This window comes from Roseateles sp. DAIF2 (assembly GCF_015624425.1).
GTDB lineage: Bacteria > Pseudomonadota > Gammaproteobacteria > Burkholderiales > Burkholderiaceae_C > Kinneretia.
Map to the genome: position 1 here is coordinate 5165867 of NZ_CP049919.1, position 18188 is coordinate 5184054.

14 protein-coding genes and 1 pseudogene are annotated in these 18188 nt (G+C 72.8%); 8 read left to right on the forward strand and 7 right to left on the reverse strand.

Going from position 1 to position 18188, the window contains the following annotated elements; all coding sequences use genetic code 11:
- Positions 1 to 14 precede the first annotated feature (14 nt).
- From G8A07_RS23805 to G8A07_RS23825, 4 genes and pseudogenes are all read left to right on the forward strand, one after another.
- A complete protein-coding gene (locus tag G8A07_RS23805) occupies positions 15 to 476 on the forward strand; it encodes a DUF6484 domain-containing protein (RefSeq protein ID WP_249937123.1) in 462 nt (153 codons plus the stop codon).
- A 564-nt stretch (positions 477 to 1040) separates the two neighbouring features.
- Positions 1041 to 2489 (forward strand): annotated as a pseudogene (locus G8A07_RS28320) (serine/threonine-protein kinase); the annotation flags it as partial.
- 154 nt (positions 2490 to 2643) lie between these two features.
- Positions 2644 to 3711, forward strand: a complete 1068-nt coding sequence (locus G8A07_RS23820; RefSeq protein ID WP_249937387.1) for a polysaccharide deacetylase family protein — start codon at positions 2644 to 2646, stop codon at positions 3709 to 3711.
- Between the two features lie 47 nt (positions 3712 to 3758).
- Complete coding sequence (locus G8A07_RS23825) at positions 3759 to 4640, forward strand: hypothetical protein (protein WP_195794404.1); 882 nt, start codon at positions 3759 to 3761, stop codon at positions 4638 to 4640.
- An 81-nt stretch (positions 4641 to 4721) separates the two neighbouring features.
- Here G8A07_RS23825 and G8A07_RS23830 read toward each other — a convergent pair whose 3' ends face one another.
- On the reverse strand, positions 4722 to 5708 hold the full coding sequence (locus G8A07_RS23830; RefSeq protein WP_195794405.1) for a LysM domain-containing protein: 987 nt from the start codon (positions 5706 to 5708) through the stop codon (positions 4722 to 4724).
- Positions 5709 to 5859: 151 nt separating this feature from the next.
- Between G8A07_RS23830 and G8A07_RS23835 the strand changes: the two genes are divergently transcribed.
- The 4 genes from G8A07_RS23835 (at position 5860) to G8A07_RS23850 (ending at position 9923) form a co-directional block, all read left to right on the forward strand.
- Positions 5860 to 7188: a TIGR02270 family protein gene (locus G8A07_RS23835; RefSeq protein ID WP_195794406.1), complete on the forward strand. Its 1329-nt coding sequence runs from the start codon at positions 5860 to 5862 to the stop codon at positions 7186 to 7188.
- Positions 7188 to 7355 carry a hypothetical protein gene (locus tag G8A07_RS23840; protein ID WP_195794407.1) on the forward strand — a complete coding sequence of 56 codons (168 nt, stop codon included), beginning with the start codon at positions 7188 to 7190 and terminating at the stop codon, positions 7353 to 7355. Before G8A07_RS23835 ends, G8A07_RS23840 begins: the two co-directional genes overlap by 1 nt.
- A gap of 69 nt (positions 7356 to 7424) precedes the next feature.
- Entirely contained in the window at positions 7425 to 9008 is a 1584-nt protein-coding gene (gene tagH / locus G8A07_RS23845) for a type VI secretion system-associated FHA domain protein TagH (RefSeq protein WP_195794408.1), read from the forward strand.
- A 117-nt stretch (positions 9009 to 9125) separates the two neighbouring features.
- On the forward strand, positions 9126 to 9923 hold the full coding sequence (locus G8A07_RS23850; protein WP_195794409.1) for a PP2C family serine/threonine-protein phosphatase: 798 nt from the start codon (positions 9126 to 9128) through the stop codon (positions 9921 to 9923).
- A 21-nt stretch (positions 9924 to 9944) separates the two neighbouring features.
- Here G8A07_RS23850 and tagF read toward each other — a convergent pair whose 3' ends face one another.
- The 6 genes from tagF to G8A07_RS23880 all read right to left on the reverse strand — a co-directional run bounded on the left by tagF (position 9945) and on the right by G8A07_RS23880 (position 18151).
- On the reverse strand, positions 9945 to 10685 hold the full coding sequence (gene tagF / locus G8A07_RS23855; protein ID WP_195794410.1) for a type VI secretion system-associated protein TagF: 741 nt from the start codon (positions 10683 to 10685) through the stop codon (positions 9945 to 9947).
- Complete coding sequence (tssM, locus tag G8A07_RS23860) at positions 10682 to 14269, reverse strand: type VI secretion system membrane subunit TssM (protein ID WP_213086200.1); 3588 nt, start codon at positions 14267 to 14269, stop codon at positions 10682 to 10684. The genes tagF and tssM overlap by 4 nt, the downstream gene beginning before the upstream one ends.
- Entirely contained in the window at positions 14266 to 15591 is a 1326-nt protein-coding gene (locus G8A07_RS23865; protein ID WP_195794411.1) for a DotU family type VI secretion system protein, read from the reverse strand. The genes tssM and G8A07_RS23865 overlap by 4 nt, the downstream gene beginning before the upstream one ends.
- Positions 15592 to 15605: 14 nt before the next feature.
- Positions 15606 to 16943 carry a type VI secretion system baseplate subunit TssK gene (tssK, locus tag G8A07_RS23870; protein ID WP_195794412.1) on the reverse strand — a complete coding sequence of 446 codons (1338 nt, stop codon included), beginning with the start codon at positions 16941 to 16943 and terminating at the stop codon, positions 15606 to 15608.
- Between the two features lie 70 nt (positions 16944 to 17013).
- Entirely contained in the window at positions 17014 to 17460 is a 447-nt protein-coding gene (tssJ, locus tag G8A07_RS23875) for a type VI secretion system lipoprotein TssJ (RefSeq protein ID WP_195794413.1), read from the reverse strand.
- Between the two features lie 118 nt (positions 17461 to 17578).
- Entirely contained in the window at positions 17579 to 18151 is a 573-nt protein-coding gene (locus tag G8A07_RS23880; protein WP_195794414.1) for a dihydrofolate reductase family protein, read from the reverse strand.
- Positions 18152 to 18188 lie beyond the last annotated feature (37 nt).

Below are 18188 nucleotides of genomic sequence, written 5' to 3' on the forward strand. Positions count from 1 at the left end.
CAAGGAGCGTCGCGATGAGCCGACGGGAAGCCTTCGAAACCTTGGCCACCGCGGCCACCGCAACGCAGATGCGGATCGGCGAGCTGGTGGCGCTCAGCGAGGACCACAGCCTCGCCTTCGTGATCGACCCGCGGCAGCCCGACGCGCCGGCCTGGCAGGCCCGCCCCCTGGTGGACCTGCATGCCGCGCACCTGGGCGCCCAGGTGGCGCTGCTGTTCGAGGGCGGCGACCCGAGCCGGGCGGTGCTGCTGGGCGTGCTGCGCGGCAGCGCGGCGCAGCGCCCCGAGACCCTGACGGTCGAAGCGGATGGCGAGCAGACCCTGGTGGTCAGCGCCCGGCAGCAGCTGGTACTGCGCTGTGGCAAGGCCAGCATCACCCTGACCCGGGCCGGCAAGGTGCTGATCGAGGGCAGCTATGTGCAAAGCCGCTCCACTGGCGTCAACCGGATCAAGGGCAGCTCGGTGCAGCTGAACTGAGGCCCTGCATCGCCGGCGGGTCGGCGCAGATCGCCCCGACCACCCCGGCGGATGACTTTCGTTCATTGCCCTGGAACGACGTCCGACCGAGGATCCGGCCTGCCGCCCGATCGGCAGCAGCGAGGCGTCCCGATGTCAAGACCTAATCAATCCCAGCCGGCCCCGGATCCGGCGGCCGAGCCGATCCATCAACGCAGCGACGACCCGGGCGCGGACCCCGATGCGACCCGCATCGTCTCCGCCGCCACGCTGGAGCGGCTGATCCAGCCCCCGGCGGCCGACGCGGCCTATCCCGAGACCCACAAGCTGCGCCCGAACCCCGAGGCGGCGGCGGAAGCACCATCGGCCGTGTCCGATGCGACCATCGTCGTGCCGCTGGCCGCGCTGGCGGCCGCCTCGGCCTCTACAACCTCGACCGCAACCTCAGCCGACAACGCCCATCAGCCCAGCACCGGCACCCTGCCGGGCGGCACGCTCGGCGCCCAGGCGCGGGCCGCCGCCGGCGAGGCGCCGCTGCGCCAAGTCGGCCGCTACCAGATCGTCGAACGCCTGGGGCGCGGCGGCATGGCCAGCGTGTTCCGCGCCCATGACCCGGGTATCGGGCGCGATGTCGCGATCAAGTTCCTGCATGCCTCGCTGTGCGAGGACGAGGAATACCGCGCGCGCTTCCTGCGCGAGGCACGCGCCGCCGGTGCGCTGTCGCACACCAACATCGTCACCGTGCACGATGTCGGCGAGATCGACGGCCGCCCCTATATGGCGATGGAGCTGCTGGACGGCGAACCGCTGGCCGATGTACTGGAGCCCGGCCTGCCGCTGCCGGTGCGCGATGTCGTCGTGATGGGCATCCAGTTGGCGCGCGCGCTCGACTATGCGCACCAGCGCGGCATCGTGCATCGCGACATCAAGCCCGGCAACATCGCCCGCATGCGCGGCACGCAGAACATCAAGGTGATGGACTTCGGCATCGCGCATATGGAGTCCACCCGCAGCGAACAGCGCACCCGCGTCGGCGATGTGCTGGGCACGCCGCAATACATGTCTCCCGAACAGATGCAGGGCGACAAGATCGACGGCCGCTCGGACCTGTTCTCGGCCGGCATCATGCTCTACCAGATGCTCACCGGCCAGCGCCCCTTCAGCGGCGACAGCGTCGTCACCCTGGCGCTGAAGATCGCCAAGGAGGAGCATCCGCCACTGGAAAAGCAGCGCCCCGGCCTGCCCGCCGCGCTGCGCCGCGTCGTCGACCGCTGCCTGGCCAAGGCGCCGGAGCGCCGCTTCCAGAGCGGCGCCGAGCTGGCCGACGCGCTGGTGCGCGTGCTGGCCCAGATCGACGAGGAGGCGCGCGATGCCAAGCGGCAGCGCATCGTGCCGCTGCGCGTCAAATGGGCCGGCATGATGGCCCTGATCGTCGCCGCGGTGATGGCCGTCACCGCCTCGGTCATCATCCAGCGCCAGAACGCCGCGCTGATGAGCCAGGCCTCCGACTATGGCGCGGCGCTGTCGCGCTTCATCGCGGCGCAGAACGCCGTCTCTGCCCTGGCCGAGGACTGGGTGGCGGTCGACGTCTCGCTGCAGGAGGTGATGAAGACGCGCGATTTCGAGAGCGTCTCGGTCACCGACCGCGGCGGCATCGTGCGCGCCTCCAGCCTGCCCGGCACCGTCGGCCTGCCCTACAAGCCACCGGCCGGCGAGACGCTGGGCGAGGCGGCCGGCGTGCAGCGCACCCGCTACCAGGCCAATGGCGAGATGGTGCTCGGCTTCGAGTCGACGATCACCTTCCAGGGCAAGCCGGTCGGCCGAGTCGCGCTGGGCCTGCCCGAGCGGCCGCTGGAAAGCGTGGCCCGCCTGTCGATGACCCTGATGGCGGTGCTGGTGCTGGTGACGGTGCTGGCGGTCGCGGTGGCGATGTACTTCGTGGCCAACTGGTTCTCGCGCCCGATCAAGCTGGTGATCGAGGCGCTCGGCGAGGTCGCTCAGGGCCGCCACGACTTCCGCATCCGCGAGCAGCGCAAGGACGAGTTCGGCCTGCTCTACACCGCCTTCGACCAGATGGCGCAGACGCTGCAGGAACGCCATCAGCCGGCCGAGGCCACTCCCTCGTCGACACCGGACGACGGCCAGGCACCCGCGCCCAATCCCCCTCCCCCGCCACACCTTGAACAACATGCCGATCCCGGCCCCGACGATCGACCGCCGCCCGCGCGGCCCCCTGCTGCCCGCCCTGCTGGCGGCCCTGGTGCTGGCCGGCTGCGCCAGCTCGCCGTCCACGCCGCCCGCGGCGCCCTCGCCAGCCGCCACCCCGGAGCCGGTGGTCGCCGGCGAGGTGCTGGCGCGCAGCGAGCGCCTGCTGATCTACCGCCCGGCACCGGGCGATTCGCTGCGCGGCCTGGCCGCCAGCCTGCTCGGCAGCGAGGAGCGCGACTGGCAGATCGCCGAGGCCAATGGCGGCCTCCAACAGGTCGAGCCGGGCCAGCCCCTGGTCGTGCCGCTGGCCGCGCCGAATCCGCTGGGCGTGCTGTCCGGCAGCTACCAGACGGTGCCGGTGCTCTGCTATCACCGCCTGGGCACGGGCGGCGGCAAGATGAGCGTCTCGCCCGCCGCCTTCGCGGCGCAGATGGACTGGCTGGCGCGCAACAACTACCGCGTGATCCGCCTCGGCCAGCTGGCCGCCTATCTGGAAGGGCGCGAGCCGCTGCCGCCGCGCTCGGTGGTGATCACCTTCGACGACGGCTACGAATCGGTGCACCGCCATGCGCTGCCGGTGCTGCGCAAGCATGGCATGCCGGCCACCCTGTTCGTCTACACCGACTTCATCGGTGCCGGCGACGCGGTCAGCTGGCCGCAGCTGCAGGAGATGGCCGACTCCAAGCTGATCGAGGTGCAGGCCCACTCCAAGAGCCATCGCAACCTGATCGAACGCCAGGCCGGCGAGAGCGACGAGCGCTACCTGCAGAACCTCGAGCAGGAGATCCGTGGCCCGCGCGAGCTGCTGGAGAAGCGCCTGGGCATCCAGGTACGCCATTACGCCTTCCCCTATGGCGACGCCAACGAGCAGGTGCTGGACCAGCTCGCGCGCCAGCGCTACACCCTGGCCGTCTCCGTCAACCCGGGCGGCAATGCCTTCTTCGCGCAGCCGCTGCTGCTGCGCCGGACCATGATCTTCGGCGACCATGACCTGGAGGCCTTCAAGGCCCGCCTGCAGACCAGCCGCCGCATCGGCCAGAACCCATGAAGCAGTCCGTCGTGCCCCGCCTTTCCCATCCATCCCGGCCGTCGCACATGGCGGCCAGCTGCAGCCTGGTCGCCCTGCTCGCGCTGGCCGGCTGCAGCAGCCTGCCCTCGGGTCAGCCGGCCGGCAGCCCGCCCGCCGTCGATCCGGCCACGCCCGCGCCGGCCGGCACGCCGCTGGCCGCCTTCGAAACCGCCCAGCAGCAGCGCGCCCAGGACCTGGAGCGCCAGGGCCGGCTGGCCGAGGCCGCTTGGGCCTGGGAGGTGCTGACGGTGCTGCGTCCCGCCAATGCCGACTACCGCGAAAGCGCCGCCGCGCTGCGGCGCCAGATCGACACCGCCGTGGCCGACCGCCTGCAGCGCGCGCAGCAGGCCCACAAGCGCGGCGAGCTCGACGCCGCCAGCACGCAATACCTGACCCTCTTGTCCCTGCAGCCCGACCATGTGCAGGCGGCAGAGGCGCTGCGCGGCATCGAGCGCGAGCGCAACCGGCGCCTCTACCTGGGCAAGCCCTCGCGCCAGACCCTGGCGCGCCGCGCGCCGAGCGCGGCCGAGCAGAAGGCGGTGCCGGCCGCGCGCGCCGCCCGCGGCGGCCAGGCGGTCGCGGCCGCACCCGAGCGCATCGAGCTGGAGCATGCGGCGCTGCTGGCGACTCAGGGCGAGCTCGATGAGGCGATCGCGCAGCTGGAACGCCGCGTCGCCACCGACCGCCGCGATGGCGCGGCGCGCCAGCAACTGGCCGATCTGTACCGGCGCAAGGCCGAGCAGTTGGCCGCGCGCAACCAGAAGCCGGCCGCGACCAGCTGGCTGCAGAAGAGCCTGCGGCTCGATGCCACCGATGCCCGCTCGCTGGCGCTCTTGAAGCAGCTGCGCAGCAATGACCCCGGCGATGCCGCCGGCGGCGCGGCGGCGGTCGGCAACGGCCGGCGCTGAGCGAAGAAATAGCCCAAAGCAAACAAGCCGGTCGATCGACCGGCTTGTTTTTTTTCTGCCCTACTCGCAGGGCTGGTTGCTTTACTTCAGCTCATCGGCCTTCTGCTTCAGGCGCGCCGCCTTCTGGCGCTCCAGCTTGGCCAGGTCGTTGTTCGGATCCAGCTCCAGCACGCGGTCCCAGGCGCGGATCGAGCCGGCCAGGTCCTGCTTGGCGAAGGCGCCGCGCGCGGCCAGCGCATGCCGGTCCACCAGGCGCTTGCGCAGCGCCGCTTCCTTGGCAGCCGCGCCGGGCTGCTCCAGCGACACCGCGCGGCGGTATTCCTCCAGCGCGCGATCCAGGCTGCCGGAGCGCTCGGCCGCTTCGCCGGCGCGCAGCGCGCGCTCGCCCGGCGTCGGCTCGGGTGGCGGCGCCGGCGGCGCGCTGGCCGCGGGTGTGGCGGCCTTGGGATCGACGACCGCGCCGCGGGCCGGCGGCGCCGGCGTCGGAGCCGTGGCGGCCCGGGCCGGCGGATCGCGCGGCTCCAGCGCGCCGGGCGGTGGCGCCTTGCCGGGCACGCGGATCTGCTGCCCGCCCGCCACCTGGCGCGGCACCTTGATGTCGTTGTAGCGGGCCAGGATGTAGAAGGCGTAGATGTCGCCCATGAAGCGGCCGGCGATGCGCGACAGGGTGTCGTTCGGCCGCACCACATAGACAAAGGACTCGCGGCCCAGCTGCGCCACCGGATCGGCCGTGATCTGGCGCATCAGGTTGTTGGCCAGCTTGTTCGCATGGTCCAGCGCCAGCGCCTTCTGCAGCTCCGCGCGCGCCTGATCCTCCTGGCCGGCCTCCAGCAGCTCGATCGAGCCCATCGCCAGCTTCTGGGCCTGGGCCTGAGCGGCCGGGCCGGCGGGCGGCGGGGGTTCGGGCGGCGGCGGCGGCGGTGGGGCCGGCGCCGGGGTCGGTTCGGGTTCGGGCGCCGGGGTCGGCGTGGCGGCATTGCGGCCACCATCGGTGGCGCAGGCCACCAGCAACAGCGCCAATGCGCAGGTCGACAGCGCACGCAGCAGGGTCAAAGTCGGCATCGGCATCGCATCAGGTACTCGATCGTGCGGGCCAGTATGGGACAAGTCGGCGCGCCGCACAGGTGACTTTCGGACATTGCGAGCCCTGGCGGCAACAACGGACGATCGCTGCGACCGCAGCGCCATACGGCGTCCGCATTCATCCTCCACCGCGCCGATGTCCGCCCGCATCCCAAGCCCGCACGAAACCGCCGCCGATCCGCCCGCCTTCGCGCGCGCGCCGATCCCGGTCGTGGTCCAGCAGCATGCCGACGATGCGGCGCATCTGCGCCATCTGCGCTCGCTGCTGCTGCGCGCGCCGCATGTGAAGCTGCTGCACCTGGCGCGGCTGGACGAGCGCATCGAGGCCCATCTCGATGGCCTGGCCGTCGCCGGTCCCTATGGCCTGGCGCGCGCCGAGGCGGCGCTGGAGCGCCTGGGCTGCGGCGAGGTCTTCACCGCCGCGGTCTGCGCGCTGCAGGAGCGCGACGAGGCGGCGCTGCAGCGGCTGCTGGCCCTGGTGCCGGTGGCGCCGGCCGCGCGACGCGGCCTGTTGTCGGCGCTGGCCTGGACCACGCCGGCCCTGCTGCGCGATCGGGTGCGCGAGCTGCTGGCCGCGCCCCAGCCCTGGCAGCGCGCGCTGGGCCTGGAGGCTTGCCGGCTGCACCGCGTCGATCCCGGCGCGCCGCTGCTGAGCGCCCTGCATGACGCCGACCCGGCGCCGCGCGCCGCCGCACTGCGGGCCGCGGGCGAGCTGGGCCGACTGGACCTGCTGCCGCCGGTGCTGGAGGCGCTGGACAGCGGCGATGCCGCGCTCGCGCCGGTCGCGGCGCGCGCCGCCTGCCTGCTCGGCGACCGCGGCGCCGCGCTGCGCGCCGTGCAGCTCGCCGCCTTCGCCGGCCCGCAGCCGATCGACGAGCTGCGCAGCCTGGCCCTCGCGCTGTTGGACGGCGACGAGGCACGGGCCGCGCTGCGAACCCTGGAGCACGACCCAGCCTCCCGGCGCGAGCTGATCCGCTGCCATGGCTGGCTGGGCGATGTGCGCAGCGTACCCTGGCTGCTCGAACGCCTGCATGATGATGAGCCACAGCTGGCGCGCCTGCTCGGCGAGGCCTTCTCCCTGATCACCGGCGCCGACCTGGCCGCGCTGGATCTGGAGCACAAGCCACCGGAGGAGACCATGGCCGGCCCCAACGACGACCCGGCCGACGAGGAGGTCGCGCTCGATGCCGACGAGGACCTGCCCTGGCCCGATGTCGAGCGCGTCGCTCATTGGTGGCGCAGCGTCGGTGCGACGAGCCTGCCGGCCGCGCCGCGCCTCTTCGTCGGCGCCCCGCCCGACGAGCCGCAGGGCTGGCGGGTGCTGCGCGAGGGCACGCAGCGCCAGCGCGCGCTCGCGGCGCAATGGCTGGTGCTGCGGCGGCCCGGCCGGCCGCTGTTCCCGATCGCCGCGCCGGCCTGGCGGCAGCGGCGCCTGCTGCAGCAGCAGCCACAGGAGGGGGCCTGATGAACCCGCGCTGGCTGTTCCCGCTGCTGGCCCTGGCCTTCCTCGTCGCGGCGCTGCTGCGCGCCGGGCGCCGACGCCGGCTCGATCCGGCGGTGCGCGCCTGGGGCCTGCTGGCGCTGGTCTTCGGCGCGGTGTCGGCCTGGCTGCATGGCGGCGCGGCGACATGATGACTTTCGTTCATTGAAGCAAAACGCCCAAGACGCGACGATGCCAAGGCTTATCGAAGCAGCCCCATCATGCCTCTCATCCTGCGCGCGGTTTCGCTGAACGACCTGCCCCTGACGCAGCCCATCACGGCGCTGTTCGACGCGCAGGGCGGCACCATCGGCCGGGCCGATCACAACACCCTGGCCCTGCCCGATCCGGAGCGCCATATCTCGCGCCAGCAAGCCGAGATCCGCGCCGGCGCCTCCGGCTTCCTGATCTGCAATGTCGGCAGCGCGAATCCGATCACGGTGCGCGGCCAGCCGCTGCCGCAGGGCCAGACCATGCCGCTGGCCCATCGAGACGAGGTGCGCATCGGCGGCTATCTGCTGGAGGTGATCGACAACGCGGCCGGCGCCGCCGAAGGGGCCACCGTGGTGCAGCGCGCGCCCGAGACCCCGACCCGGCCGGCCGTGGCCGCCGCGCGGCCGGCCGCCGTCATCGATCCCTTTGCCGATCCCCTGTCAGATCCGTTCGCGATCCTGTCGCGCCCGAGCACCGCCGCGCCGCCGCCATCGGTCTCGGCACCGCCGGCCCCGGCCTTCGCGCGCCTGCCGGACGACTTCGATCCCTTCGCGCCGCCACCGCCGCCGCCCGCCTTGCCACCCGCGCTGCCGCCGGCCGCGAGCATGGCGCCGCCGGCCGCCGTCGACGCCTTCGCCGACCTGATGCCCAGCGAGAACCGCAGCTCGCTGGACGATCTGTTCGGCCTGCCGCAGACGGGCGCCCAGGATCCGCTGGCCGACTTCATGGCCGGCGCCGCGACGACCCGCGGCACGCCGTCTGACGGTCTGTCCACCGACCCGCTGGCCCTGTTCGATGCGGCGCCCAGCACCGTGCCGCGTGCCTCGGCCACCCTCGCACCGGAGGCGGCCGCCCTGCACGACCACACACCGGTGCTGGCCTCGGCCTTCAACCCGCCGCCGCTGCGCCAGCCGGCTCCGCCGCCGCCACCGCGCCCCGAACCCGCGCCGATTGCCGCACCGCGCGCGATGGCCGCGGCGGGCGACGCTGCGCTCTGGGCCGCCTTCTGCGAGGGCGCCGGCATCCGCCCCGATCCGGCGCAGCAGGGCGGCACGACGCCAGAGCAGATGCGCCTGGTCGGCGAGCTGCTGCGCACGGCGGTCGACGGCGCGCTGCAGATGATGGCGGTGCGCGCCGCCACCAAGCATGAGCTGCGCGCCCAGGTCACGATGATCCGCGCGCGCGACAACAACCCGCTGAAGTTCTCGCCCGACGCCCAGTCGGCGCTGGAGCAGCTGCTGCAGCCGCCGGTGCGCGGCTTCCTGCCCGGCGCTGCCGCGATGAACGACGCAATGCAGGACCTGGTCGGCCACACCATCGGCACCATGGCCGGCACCCGCGCCGCGCTGGAGGGCGTGCTGGGGCGCTTCCGCCCCGAGGTGCTGGAAGCCAAGCTGGCCGGCCGCTCGATGCTGGACAGCGTGCTGCCGCTGAACCGCAAGGCCAAGCTGTGGGACCTGTACCTGCAGCATTACGAGGCCATCCGCGAGGAGGCGCAGGAGGAATTCCACACCCTGTTCGGCAAGGCCTTCCTGGAGGCCTACGAAGAGCAGCTGGAGCGGCTGCGCCAACGCAAGAGCGCGGCGGCTTGAAAGTGGACCACCCCCTACCGGCTCGCCCGTGGGACCGGCGGAGCCGGACCCCAGGGCGTCGCCGGTTCGGAGATACCCCCGAGTCGCGGACATTGAGAAGCCGCATGGAGATTTGAGTTGCAGGCACCCGCCACCCTGTTGAACATCCGCGTCGCCGCCTGCAGCGAGCGCGGAGCACGCGCCGTCAATGAGGACGCGATCGCCGCCCATCCCTGCGGCCCCGGCTGGTATGCCGTGCTGGCCGACGGGGCCGGCGGGCATCGGCATGGCGCCGAGGCCTCGCGCCGCGCGGTCAGCCGCATGCAGACCAGCCTGGGCGATGCCACCCTGCCCTGGCATGCCGACCTGCTGACCCTGGCCGTCATGAGCGCTCACGACGAGGTACGCCGCGGCCAGAACCTGGAGGACGAACACGACCGCATGCACACCACGGTGGTGGCGCTGTGCGTCGATGCGCGGCGTGGCTTCGCGCTGTGGACCCATGTCGGCGACTCGCGCCTGTACCGGCTGCGCCATGGCGCGATCGACACGATCACGCGCGACGACAGCCTGGTGCAGCGCCTGCTCGACGCCGGCATGCTGACGCCGGCCCAGGCGCTGGAGCATCCGCACAAGAACCAGCTGGTCGCGGCCCTGGGCATCGACGACGCGCTGGAGCCGCATACCGCCGCGCCGCAGCGCCTGGAGGACGGCGACGCCTTCCTGCTGTGCAGCGACGGCTGGTGGGGCAGCGTCGGCGACCCGCAGATCGTGGCCAGCCTGCTGGAGGCCGAGTCGCCGGAGCAATGGCTGGATTCGATGCGCGCCACCATCGAGGCGCGCGGCCTGCCGAACCAGGACAACTTCAGCGCGATCGCGCTATGGGTCGGCGACCCGGCGGAAACGACCCGGGTGATGGACCTGCAGCCGGACTGAATCCGGCCGCCATTCCTTTGTTCAGACGGCGGGGCCGCGCAGCAGGGCCGCGAACTCGCCGCTCGACGGCAGGCCCGGCCCCCAGCGCAGCTCGCCGGGCACGCCGCCCGCCTCGGTGCGCGGCCACCACAGCGAGCAGCCGGCCAGGCGCTCCAGCAGCTCGCCGGCCGCCAGCTGCGGCAGCCAGGTCGAGGCCGGCGCGGATTCCGGCAGCAGCGCGCGCTGCCAGGGATTCGTGGCGCTCATCGGCTGCGGCGGCGCGGCGGCGGGCAGCGGCCAGGCCGGCGCGGCCGCCAGCGTCCGCTCGAAGCCCTCGACGCTGGCATCGTCCTCCAGGGTCGCCAGCGCGGCCCGCGCCAGGGCGGCATACCAGTCGTCCAGATGCTCCAGCCCCGCCAGGTCCAGCGGCGGCAGGCTCCGCGACTGGGCGACCAGCAGCGGGAAATAGCGCCCGACCTTGTCGCAGCTGGGCATCAGCACGCCAAACCACCAGCGCATGTCGACCACGCCCGGCGCCCAGGCGAAGCGCAGCACCGGCGCGGTCAGGTAGGACTCGAGCCAGCGCGGCCCCAGCACGCCGGGCAGCTCATGCATCAGGGTCGCCAGCCAGGCATCGCTGTGCTTCACCCAATGCGCGGGCAGGCGGCGCTGCGCAAAGTCGCCCAGAGAGGACAGCTTGCCGTACCAGCCCGGCGCGCCCTCGCCGGCGGCCGCCGGGCTCGCGGCCGGCGCGGTGAGGCTCGTCGTCGTGCTGCCGTTCATAGGCCGGCGGGGCAGGCGAACTCGTTGAGTTCGCGCAGCCGGAAGGGGTTGCGCACGCTGCTGGCGGTGACCTCGAACACGGCCTTGCGGCCGTCGATGTCGAAGCTGGCGCGGAAGCGCTCGGGCGCGCTGGTCGGCTCGATGCGCACGCGGTCGAACAGGCGGAACAGCGCCCAGGGTCCGTCGTTGACCAGGCCCGAGGGTCCGCTGGCGCTGGGCGGGCTGACCTGCACCCGCACCTGCGAGCTGCCGCGCGGGCCTGGCCATTGCACCGACATCGGGATCTGCGGGCCATGGGCATAGCGCACGATCTGGCCGTCGACATCGAGGATGAACTGGGCGATCGAGGAATCCATCTCGACCGGCTTGAAGTCCAGCCGCAGCGAGGGCGTGTTGCTGCCGGGGAAGAAGGTCTCCTTGATCGCCGCGGCGCGCTGGAACTGCGGCAGGGTGCCGGCGTCGGCGCCCAACGGCATGCCTTCGACCGCGCGGAAGCGCCAGGGCCGGGTGGCGGTGTCCACATAGGGCGCGAGCTTCTGCTGGAACAGCTGGTCGATCTTGCCGCCGGGGCCGAACAGCAGCGCGAAATCGGCCTGGGTGGCGTCGCGCGTCGCGTTGCGGTCCAGCGGGTAGCGGCCGGCCACCGCCTGCTGGCAGAACTCGCCCACCTGGGAGCGCACCTCCTGGCCCAGGTTCTGCCGCATCAGGCCCTGCGAGACCTGGGCGCTGCTTTGCGACAGGTTGTCCAGCATCGAGCGCAGCGGCTGCGGCATGCGCGCCGCCTCGGCCTTGACCCGGTTCGGCACCGGCGAGGCCGGCGGCGCCGAGCCGCCCTTCAGCGCGGTCTCCACCGCGTTCAGCAGCAGATTCACCTCGCCGATCAGCGCCAGCGTGTCGTCCAGCGGCGCCTTGCTGCCGCCCTGCGGCATGCTGACCAGCTGGCGCAGCCCGGCGAAGCGGTCGTCGACGATGCTCTCGATGCGCGGCGCCTGGCTGACCGGCGCCGCGCCCTTGCCGGACAGCAGATTGGCCAGCTTGTCGCGCGACTGCTTCACGACATCGGTGGCGCGCTGCTCGGCGTTCTCCAGGGTCGAGCCGCCCGAGGCCAGGGTGGTCTCGCGCGAGATCGCGCGCAGCAGCGGCGGCAGCGGGCTGTCCGGCGCCGACAGCAGGCGCGACATCTGCACCGACTGCGAGAGATTGCCCATCGGCAGCAGGCGCAGGTCGCCGATGAAGGCATCCCAGGCCGCCGCGTAGTCGTTCAGGTAGAGCCGGCGCACATCGTCGACCAGCGGACCCTCGGCGCGCACCAGCGCGGCCGGGTCCTTGGGCGCATCGGCCACGCCCAGCACCCAGGGCTGCTCCTTGGACAGCGCCTGCGCGACCTGGCCCACCTCGCCCTGGAAGCCGCGCAGATAGCCGTCGCGCGAGTACAGGCCCGGCACGCCCTGGGTCAGCGGCGCGCCGCTGGCGCGGGTGAACACCAGCGCGGCGTTGTGGCCGGCAGCGCGCACCACGGTGAACTCGGGGAACTCGCTGCCCAGGCCCTGGGCGCGCAACCGGCTGTAGATGCGCTGCGGCAGCGGCAGGGTCGCCAGCTGGGTGCGGGTGGCCTGCAGCAGGGTCTTGTCCTCGGGCAGCGGCGAGGTCATGCCGCCCTGGGTCAGCAAGGCCTCAAGATGGCGGCCCAGCTGCTCGCGCTGCTCGGGCGTCAGCTCGCGGCGCGTGACCTGCCAGTCGACCTCGACATGCTGCTTCAGCGCCGCCGCGTCGAAATGCGCCGGGTCGTGCAGCATCACATAGGCCTTGAGCGCCTCGTACAGGGTCTCGGGCGTGGCCGCGCCCTGGCGCAGCTGCTCCTCGATGCGCAGCGCCAGGCGCGGCAGCAGCGCGTCGCCCAGCATGCGCTGGTAGGCCGCTCGCGCCGCGCTGTCGAGCTTGCGGCCCTGGAACAGGCCGAAGCCCAGCGACCAGGGCACGCTGTCCTGCGCGCCGGCCAGCGCGCGGGTGGCCTCCAGCGCCGGCACGATCGGCAGCAGGTCGGGGCTGGCGCGATTGGGCGTCGACTGCAGCAGCTCGCGCACCTGCTCGGTCCGCTGCGCCACCTCGGCCACATAGTCGCGGTTGTTCACATAACTGATGCCCCAGGCCGTCGCCAGGCCCAGGCCCAACAGCGCCAGGCCGGCATAGGCACCGCCCATCAGCAGGCCGCGCTGGCGCTCCCAGCGCCGGTTGGTACCGCCCAGCCCGGCCTCGGCGAACACCACCTCGCTGAGCAGGCGGTTGAGGAAATAGCTGCGGCCGCTGGCCTGGTTGGGCGCCAGCACCGCGTTCTCGAGCTGGTAGCTGCGCGCCACCGCGCCAAGCACGCGGTCGATCGGCGTGCCCTCCTGCGTGCCGCTGACAAAGTAGACGCCGCGCAGCAGCGGGTCGGCCTCGAAGGGCGAGGGCGCGAACACGCCCTCGACGAACTCCTGCAGCGCCTGGCGCAGGCCGCCGAACTGTGCCGGGAAGCCGTAGATGCGGGCGCGGCGCTGCGGGTCGCGCTCGGCCTGCAGCCGGTCGATCAGGCCATCCTGCAGGCGCTGCTCCAGCGCCGCGTACTCGGGCGCGAAGCCGGCCAGCGGCGTGCCGCCGGCGCGCGGGAAGGTGAAGCCCCAGGGTGTGGCGCGCTGCTCCTTGTCGACCGTCGCGAAATAGTCCATGAAGCCGGCCAGCAGGTCGGCCTTGGTCACCAGCAGGTAGATCGGGAAGCGAATGCCCAGGTCCTCGTGCAGCTCCTGCACGCGGGCGCGCACCGTGGCCGCATGCTGCTGGCGCTCGGCCGCGCTGCGCGCCAGCAGGTCCGAGACCGAGACCGTCACCAGCGCGCCGTTGACCGGCTGACGCGGCCGCGCGCGGCGCAGCATCTGCAGGAAGCCGCTCCAGGTGGCGCGGTCGGTACCGGGGTCGCTGTCCTGGGTCGTGAAGCGGCCGGCCGTGTCGATCAGCACCGCCTGGTCGGTGAACCACCAGTCGCAATGGCGGGTGCCGCCGACGCCGCGGATCGCATGCTCGCCCATCTGCTCGGCGAGCGGGAACTTCAGGCCGCTGTGGCGCAGCGCGGTGGTCTTGCCGGAGCCCGGCGCGCCGATGATCAGGTACCAGGGCAGCTCGTAGAGATAGCGCCCGCCCAGGCGCGCGGCCCAGCCGCGCAGGCGCCCGCCGGCGCCGGACAGGCCGCCGAAGCGTGCGCGCTGCAGGGTCGCCAGCGCCTGCTCGAAGCGCTCGCGCACCGCGGCCATGTCGGCGCTCTCGCGCGGCGCGGCGGCCGCGCCGGCGGCGGGCTGCAGCAGCTGGTTCACCACCGCGGCATTGCCGCGCTTGGCGCGCCAGCGGCCGATCGCGATCCAGACCACGGCGATGGTCAGCAGCAGGCCCAACGCGATCCAGCGCGCGGCGGCGCTCTCCAGCGGCCGCCAGGCGCCGATCGCCACCAGCGGCCCGACCACCCAGATCATCAGCGCCAGCGCCAGCAGCAGCACCGCCAGCAGCACCCAGCGGTTGAAGATCCAGCCCAGCACGCGTTTGAACAGCGACATCATCGAACCGCTCCAGGGGCCGTGGCCTCCGGGCTGCGGCCCGTGACCATCAGGGTGATCTCGACGCGCCGGTTCAGCGCCCGGTTGCCCGCGCTGTCGTTGGGCACCAGCGGCTCGGCCTCGGCGCGGCCCTCGGCGCGCACCCGTTCGGCCGCGACCTTCTGCGCGACCAGCAGCGCGCGCACGCTCTGCGCGCGCTCCTCCGACAAATGCCAGTTGGAGGGGAAGCGCGCGGTGCGGATCGGCGTGCTGTCGCTATGGCCGGTCACCAGCACCGTGCCCGGCATCTGGGCCAGCGCCTGCGCGATGCGCCCCATCAGCGCCTCGCGCTCCGGCGCCAGGGTGGCGCTGGCGGGCTGGAACAGGCCATCGCCGCGCAGGGTCACGACGCTGCGGTCGACCTCGTCGCGCACCGCGACCTGGCCGGCCTTGATGTCCGATTGCAGGAACTGCGCCAGCCGCGGCTTGGCCGGCGGCGGCGGTGGCGCGACCACCGGCGGCGTCAGGCGCAGCGACTGGATCTGGCCAAACACCGGATCGGAGCGGTCCGCCAACGACAGCGAGAAGCCCAGATACAGCCCGGCCAGCAGCAGCGCCGTCAGCGCCGCCATCGCGGTCAGCGGCAGCCAGCCCAGATGTCGGCGCTGCTTGGTGGCCTCGACCTGCCAATGCTGGGCCAGCGCGCGCGGATAGTCGCCGCGCTGCTGCTTCAGGATCTCGGCCAGCCGGTCGCGCACCGCCTCGAGCTGGGCGCGGCCGTTGTCGATCACGCGGTAGCGGCCCTCGAAGCCCAGGGTCAGCGCCGCGTAGATCAGCTCCAGCAGGTCGCGGTTCGCCTCCGGCTGCTTGGCCAGCGAGGCCATCAGCTGGAACACCTTCTCGCCGCCCCAGGTCTCGTTGTGGAACATCGACAACAGGCTGTGGCGCGCCCACAGGCCCGAGCCGCCCCAGGGCGTGTCGGCCGCGGCCTCGTCGATCATCGTGCACAGCACATAGCGCGTCGCCATCACCCGCTCCGGCGGGATGCCGGCCGCGGCGGCCTGGGCCGCGAACTCGCGGACGCCCTGGGCCAGCGCATTGCGCAGCGCGCCGGGGTCGGCGACCGCGCGCGTCGCGCGCAGCTGCGGCACCAGCAGCAGCAGGCGGTTCGCCAGGGTCAGCAGCGGGTTCAGGCCCTGCGCGGGCGCGCCCGCATCGGCGGGCGGCAGCTCGGGCGCGGCCGGGCCGTTGCGCAGGGCCGAGGGCGCGGCGCCGGGGCGCGGCTTGATGAAGGTGCGCTGATCGTCGAAGGCGGCGAAGGGGTCGTTGAGCGCGGAGGGGTCCATGCCGGCTCCCGGGTTTACTGACGGATGGCCCACAGCTCGAGTTCAAGCCCGGGGAAGTCGCCCGCCACATGCAGCGCCAGGCTGCCGTTGCGTTCCAGCTGCTTCCACAGCTCACCGCCGCGGTCGAGTTCGAAATAGTGATAGCCGGCGTGGAAGGGCAGCTGGCGCGGCGCCACCGGCAGCGCGCGCAGGCCGATGCCGGGCAGCTGCAGGTTCACCAGGTCGCGCAGCCGGTCCACCGGGCCGAGCTTGGATTGCGCCGGAAAGCGCTGGCGCAGCTGCTCGGCCGGCAGCTGGGCGTTGACCGCCAGCACGAAGCTGGCGCCGCGCAGCAGGTCGGCGTCGGGCACGACGGCGATGCGCACGCCATGCGAGCGGTCGGTCAGCTCGATCTGCAGCGCATTGCGCTCCAGCACCACCGACAGCATGCGGCGCAGATCCTCCAGCAGCGGCGCGAAGCTGCCGCGCAGGTCCTCGTGCCGGTACAGCGGGTATTCGCCGACATGGCGCGATTCGCTGACAAAGGTCGCCAGGTCGCCGGCCAGCTGCAGGCAGTCGCGGTGCAGGGTCTCGGGATGGGCGTTGGGCGCCTGCGCATGCTGGCGAAACAGCGGCTCGGCGCGGTTCAGCGCCTGCAGCATCAGGAAGTCCGCCAGCTCCGACAGGCCATGGTCCAGCTGACCCATGCGCGCCGCCAGCAGCTGCGCGCGCTGCTGCACCAGGCCATGCAGCAAGGTTGCCATCGCCGAGAGCTGGCCGCTGGCGTCGATGCGCACCTGCGGCGCGACATAGGCGCGGTCCAGCACCAGCTGCTGGTCGCTGCGGCGCTCCAGCACGCGCGCGACCCCCAACACCGCATAGGCATCGGTCAGCTCGCGCGCCGGCAGCAGGCGCAGGCTCAAGGCGCCGGTCTGCACCGGCTCGGGCTCGTCGCTGGCATTGCTCAGGTCGCGCAGCTCCTCGTCGTTGACGCGGTAGCGGCGCTGCTCGGCGCCGTCCTCGTCGGCGCCGAAGGCCACCTCGGTGACGCCCTCGCGCGCCAGCGGCGCGGCCAGGTAGACGATCTCGCCATTGATGCCGGCCGGCACCTCCAGCGGCACCGGCGCCGCATCGCCCTGCGGGATCAGGAAGGGCGTGCCGTCCGGCAGCACGCCGCTGGCGCGCAGCACGCCGATGCGGCCGACCGACAGCAGGGCCTCGTCCAGCTGCAGCTCGGTGAAGCCCCAGCCATGCGGCAGCAGCGCGCGCACGCGCATGTCGACCAGATGCTCGAGGTAGCGCGTCTCCTGCTGGAAATGATGCGGCAGCAGGAACATGCCCTGCGTCCAGACGACCTTGCTGCGCCAGCTCATCGACCGCTCCCGCGCGGAGCGCGCGTCGGCGCCGGACGGCGCCCCGTCCCCGGGTATGAACGGCCCGGGCTCATGGCTTCACCGTCGCGCTGACCGCCAGCTCTTCGGCCTGGATGAGGATCTGCTGCTTGCGGCCCGGCTGGATCGGCACCACCGCGCGCCAGCGGGCGTTCTCCAGGTCGCGGTAGGCGGCGAACACGGCGACGAAGCGCGTCTCGGCCGCCAGGGTCTTGCTGGGCAGCACACGCGATTCGCCGGGGTTCAGGGTCAGCTCCTCGCGCGCCACCAGGTCGGTGCCGAGCTCGGCCTGGTCGCGCTGGTAGAGCGAGACGAAGTCCGCCGCATTGAAGGCATTGGCCGTCTTCAGCTCGTAGACACGCAGCAGCAGCGGCGAGGGCCGCTTGCTGACGCTCGGATTGACGCGCGCCGAGGCCGCGATGCTGCCGCTGAGCACGGTCGGCTTCGGGCCGCTGGCGCAGGCGCCCAGCAGCAGCGCGGCGGCCGTGCCAGCCGCCATCGCCGAAACCCTGATCGCGCTGCGCATGCTTCCCATCTGGCATCTTTCTTCGAAACTCGGTCCGAAGAATAGCCAGCGGGGAGCAATGCGCGGCGTGACTTAGGTAATCGAGCGCGGCTCAGCAGTCATAAGCCAGCAGCACCCGGCCCGCATCCAGCGCCCGCCCCTCGCGCAGGCGCAGCGCATGGCGGGCGCGCAAGGCGCCGAACAGCGCCTTGCCGCGACCCAGCAGTACCGGGTTGACCATCAGCCGCAGCTCGTCCACCAGGCCGGCGTTCAGCAGCGCGTTGATCAGCGAGGCGCCGCCGAGCGCATGCATGTCCTTGCCGGGCTTCGCCTTCTCCGCGCGCAGAGCCTCCAGGTCGCGCAGGATGCGGGTGTTCGACCAGGCGACCTGCCGCAGGCTGCGGGACAGCAAGAGATGCGGCGCATGCTCGGCGAAGCGCGCATACAGCCGCTCGCCCGGCGAGGGCCGGCGGCCGGTGAAGGGATGCACGGCTTCCGGATCGGCCAGGATCTGGCTCCAGTACTGCTCGTAGCTCGGGTACATGCCCCGGCCCAGGATGCAGGTGTCGATGCGCGACAGCAGGTCGAAACTGTCCTCCCAGCTCGCGACCCAGTCCAGTTCGCCCTCGGGCCCTTCGATGTACCCGTCCAGCGACACCTGCAGCGCGGCGATGATCTTCCTCATGGGATGCTCTCCTTGGTCCAAGAAAGGGCCGGCCGGG

What these genes read in the sequence shown, in the direction of transcription:
- G8A07_RS23805 (WP_249937123.1), top strand. Translation starts at nt 15, where the DNA reads ATGAGCCGACGGGAAGCCTTCGAAACCTTGGCCACCGCGGCCACCGCA.
- G8A07_RS23820 (WP_249937387.1), top strand. Translation starts at nt 2,644, where the DNA reads ATGCCGATCCCGGCCCCGACGATCGACCGCCGCCCGCGCGGCCCCCTG.
- G8A07_RS23825 (WP_195794404.1), top strand. Translation starts at nt 3,759, where the DNA reads ATGGCGGCCAGCTGCAGCCTGGTCGCCCTGCTCGCGCTGGCCGGCTGC.
- G8A07_RS23830 (WP_195794405.1), bottom strand. Translation starts at nt 5,708, where the DNA reads ATGCCGATGCCGACTTTGACCCTGCTGCGTGCGCTGTCGACCTGCGCA.
- G8A07_RS23835 (WP_195794406.1), top strand. Translation starts at nt 5,860, where the DNA reads ATGTCCGCCCGCATCCCAAGCCCGCACGAAACCGCCGCCGATCCGCCC.
- G8A07_RS23840 (WP_195794407.1), top strand. Translation starts at nt 7,188, where the DNA reads ATGAACCCGCGCTGGCTGTTCCCGCTGCTGGCCCTGGCCTTCCTCGTC.
- tagH (WP_195794408.1), top strand. Translation starts at nt 7,425, where the DNA reads ATGCCTCTCATCCTGCGCGCGGTTTCGCTGAACGACCTGCCCCTGACG.
- tagF (WP_195794410.1), bottom strand. Translation starts at nt 10,685, where the DNA reads ATGAACGGCAGCACGACGACGAGCCTCACCGCGCCGGCCGCGAGCCCG.
- tssM (WP_213086200.1), bottom strand. Translation starts at nt 14,269, where the DNA reads ATGATGTCGCTGTTCAAACGCGTGCTGGGCTGGATCTTCAACCGCTGG.
- G8A07_RS23865 (WP_195794411.1), bottom strand. Translation starts at nt 15,591, where the DNA reads ATGGACCCCTCCGCGCTCAACGACCCCTTCGCCGCCTTCGACGATCAG.
- tssK (WP_195794412.1), bottom strand. Translation starts at nt 16,943, where the DNA reads ATGAGCTGGCGCAGCAAGGTCGTCTGGACGCAGGGCATGTTCCTGCTG.
- tssJ (WP_195794413.1), bottom strand. Translation starts at nt 17,460, where the DNA reads ATGGCGGCTGGCACGGCCGCCGCGCTGCTGCTGGGCGCCTGCGCCAGC.
- G8A07_RS23880 (WP_195794414.1), bottom strand. Translation starts at nt 18,151, where the DNA reads ATGAGGAAGATCATCGCCGCGCTGCAGGTGTCGCTGGACGGGTACATC.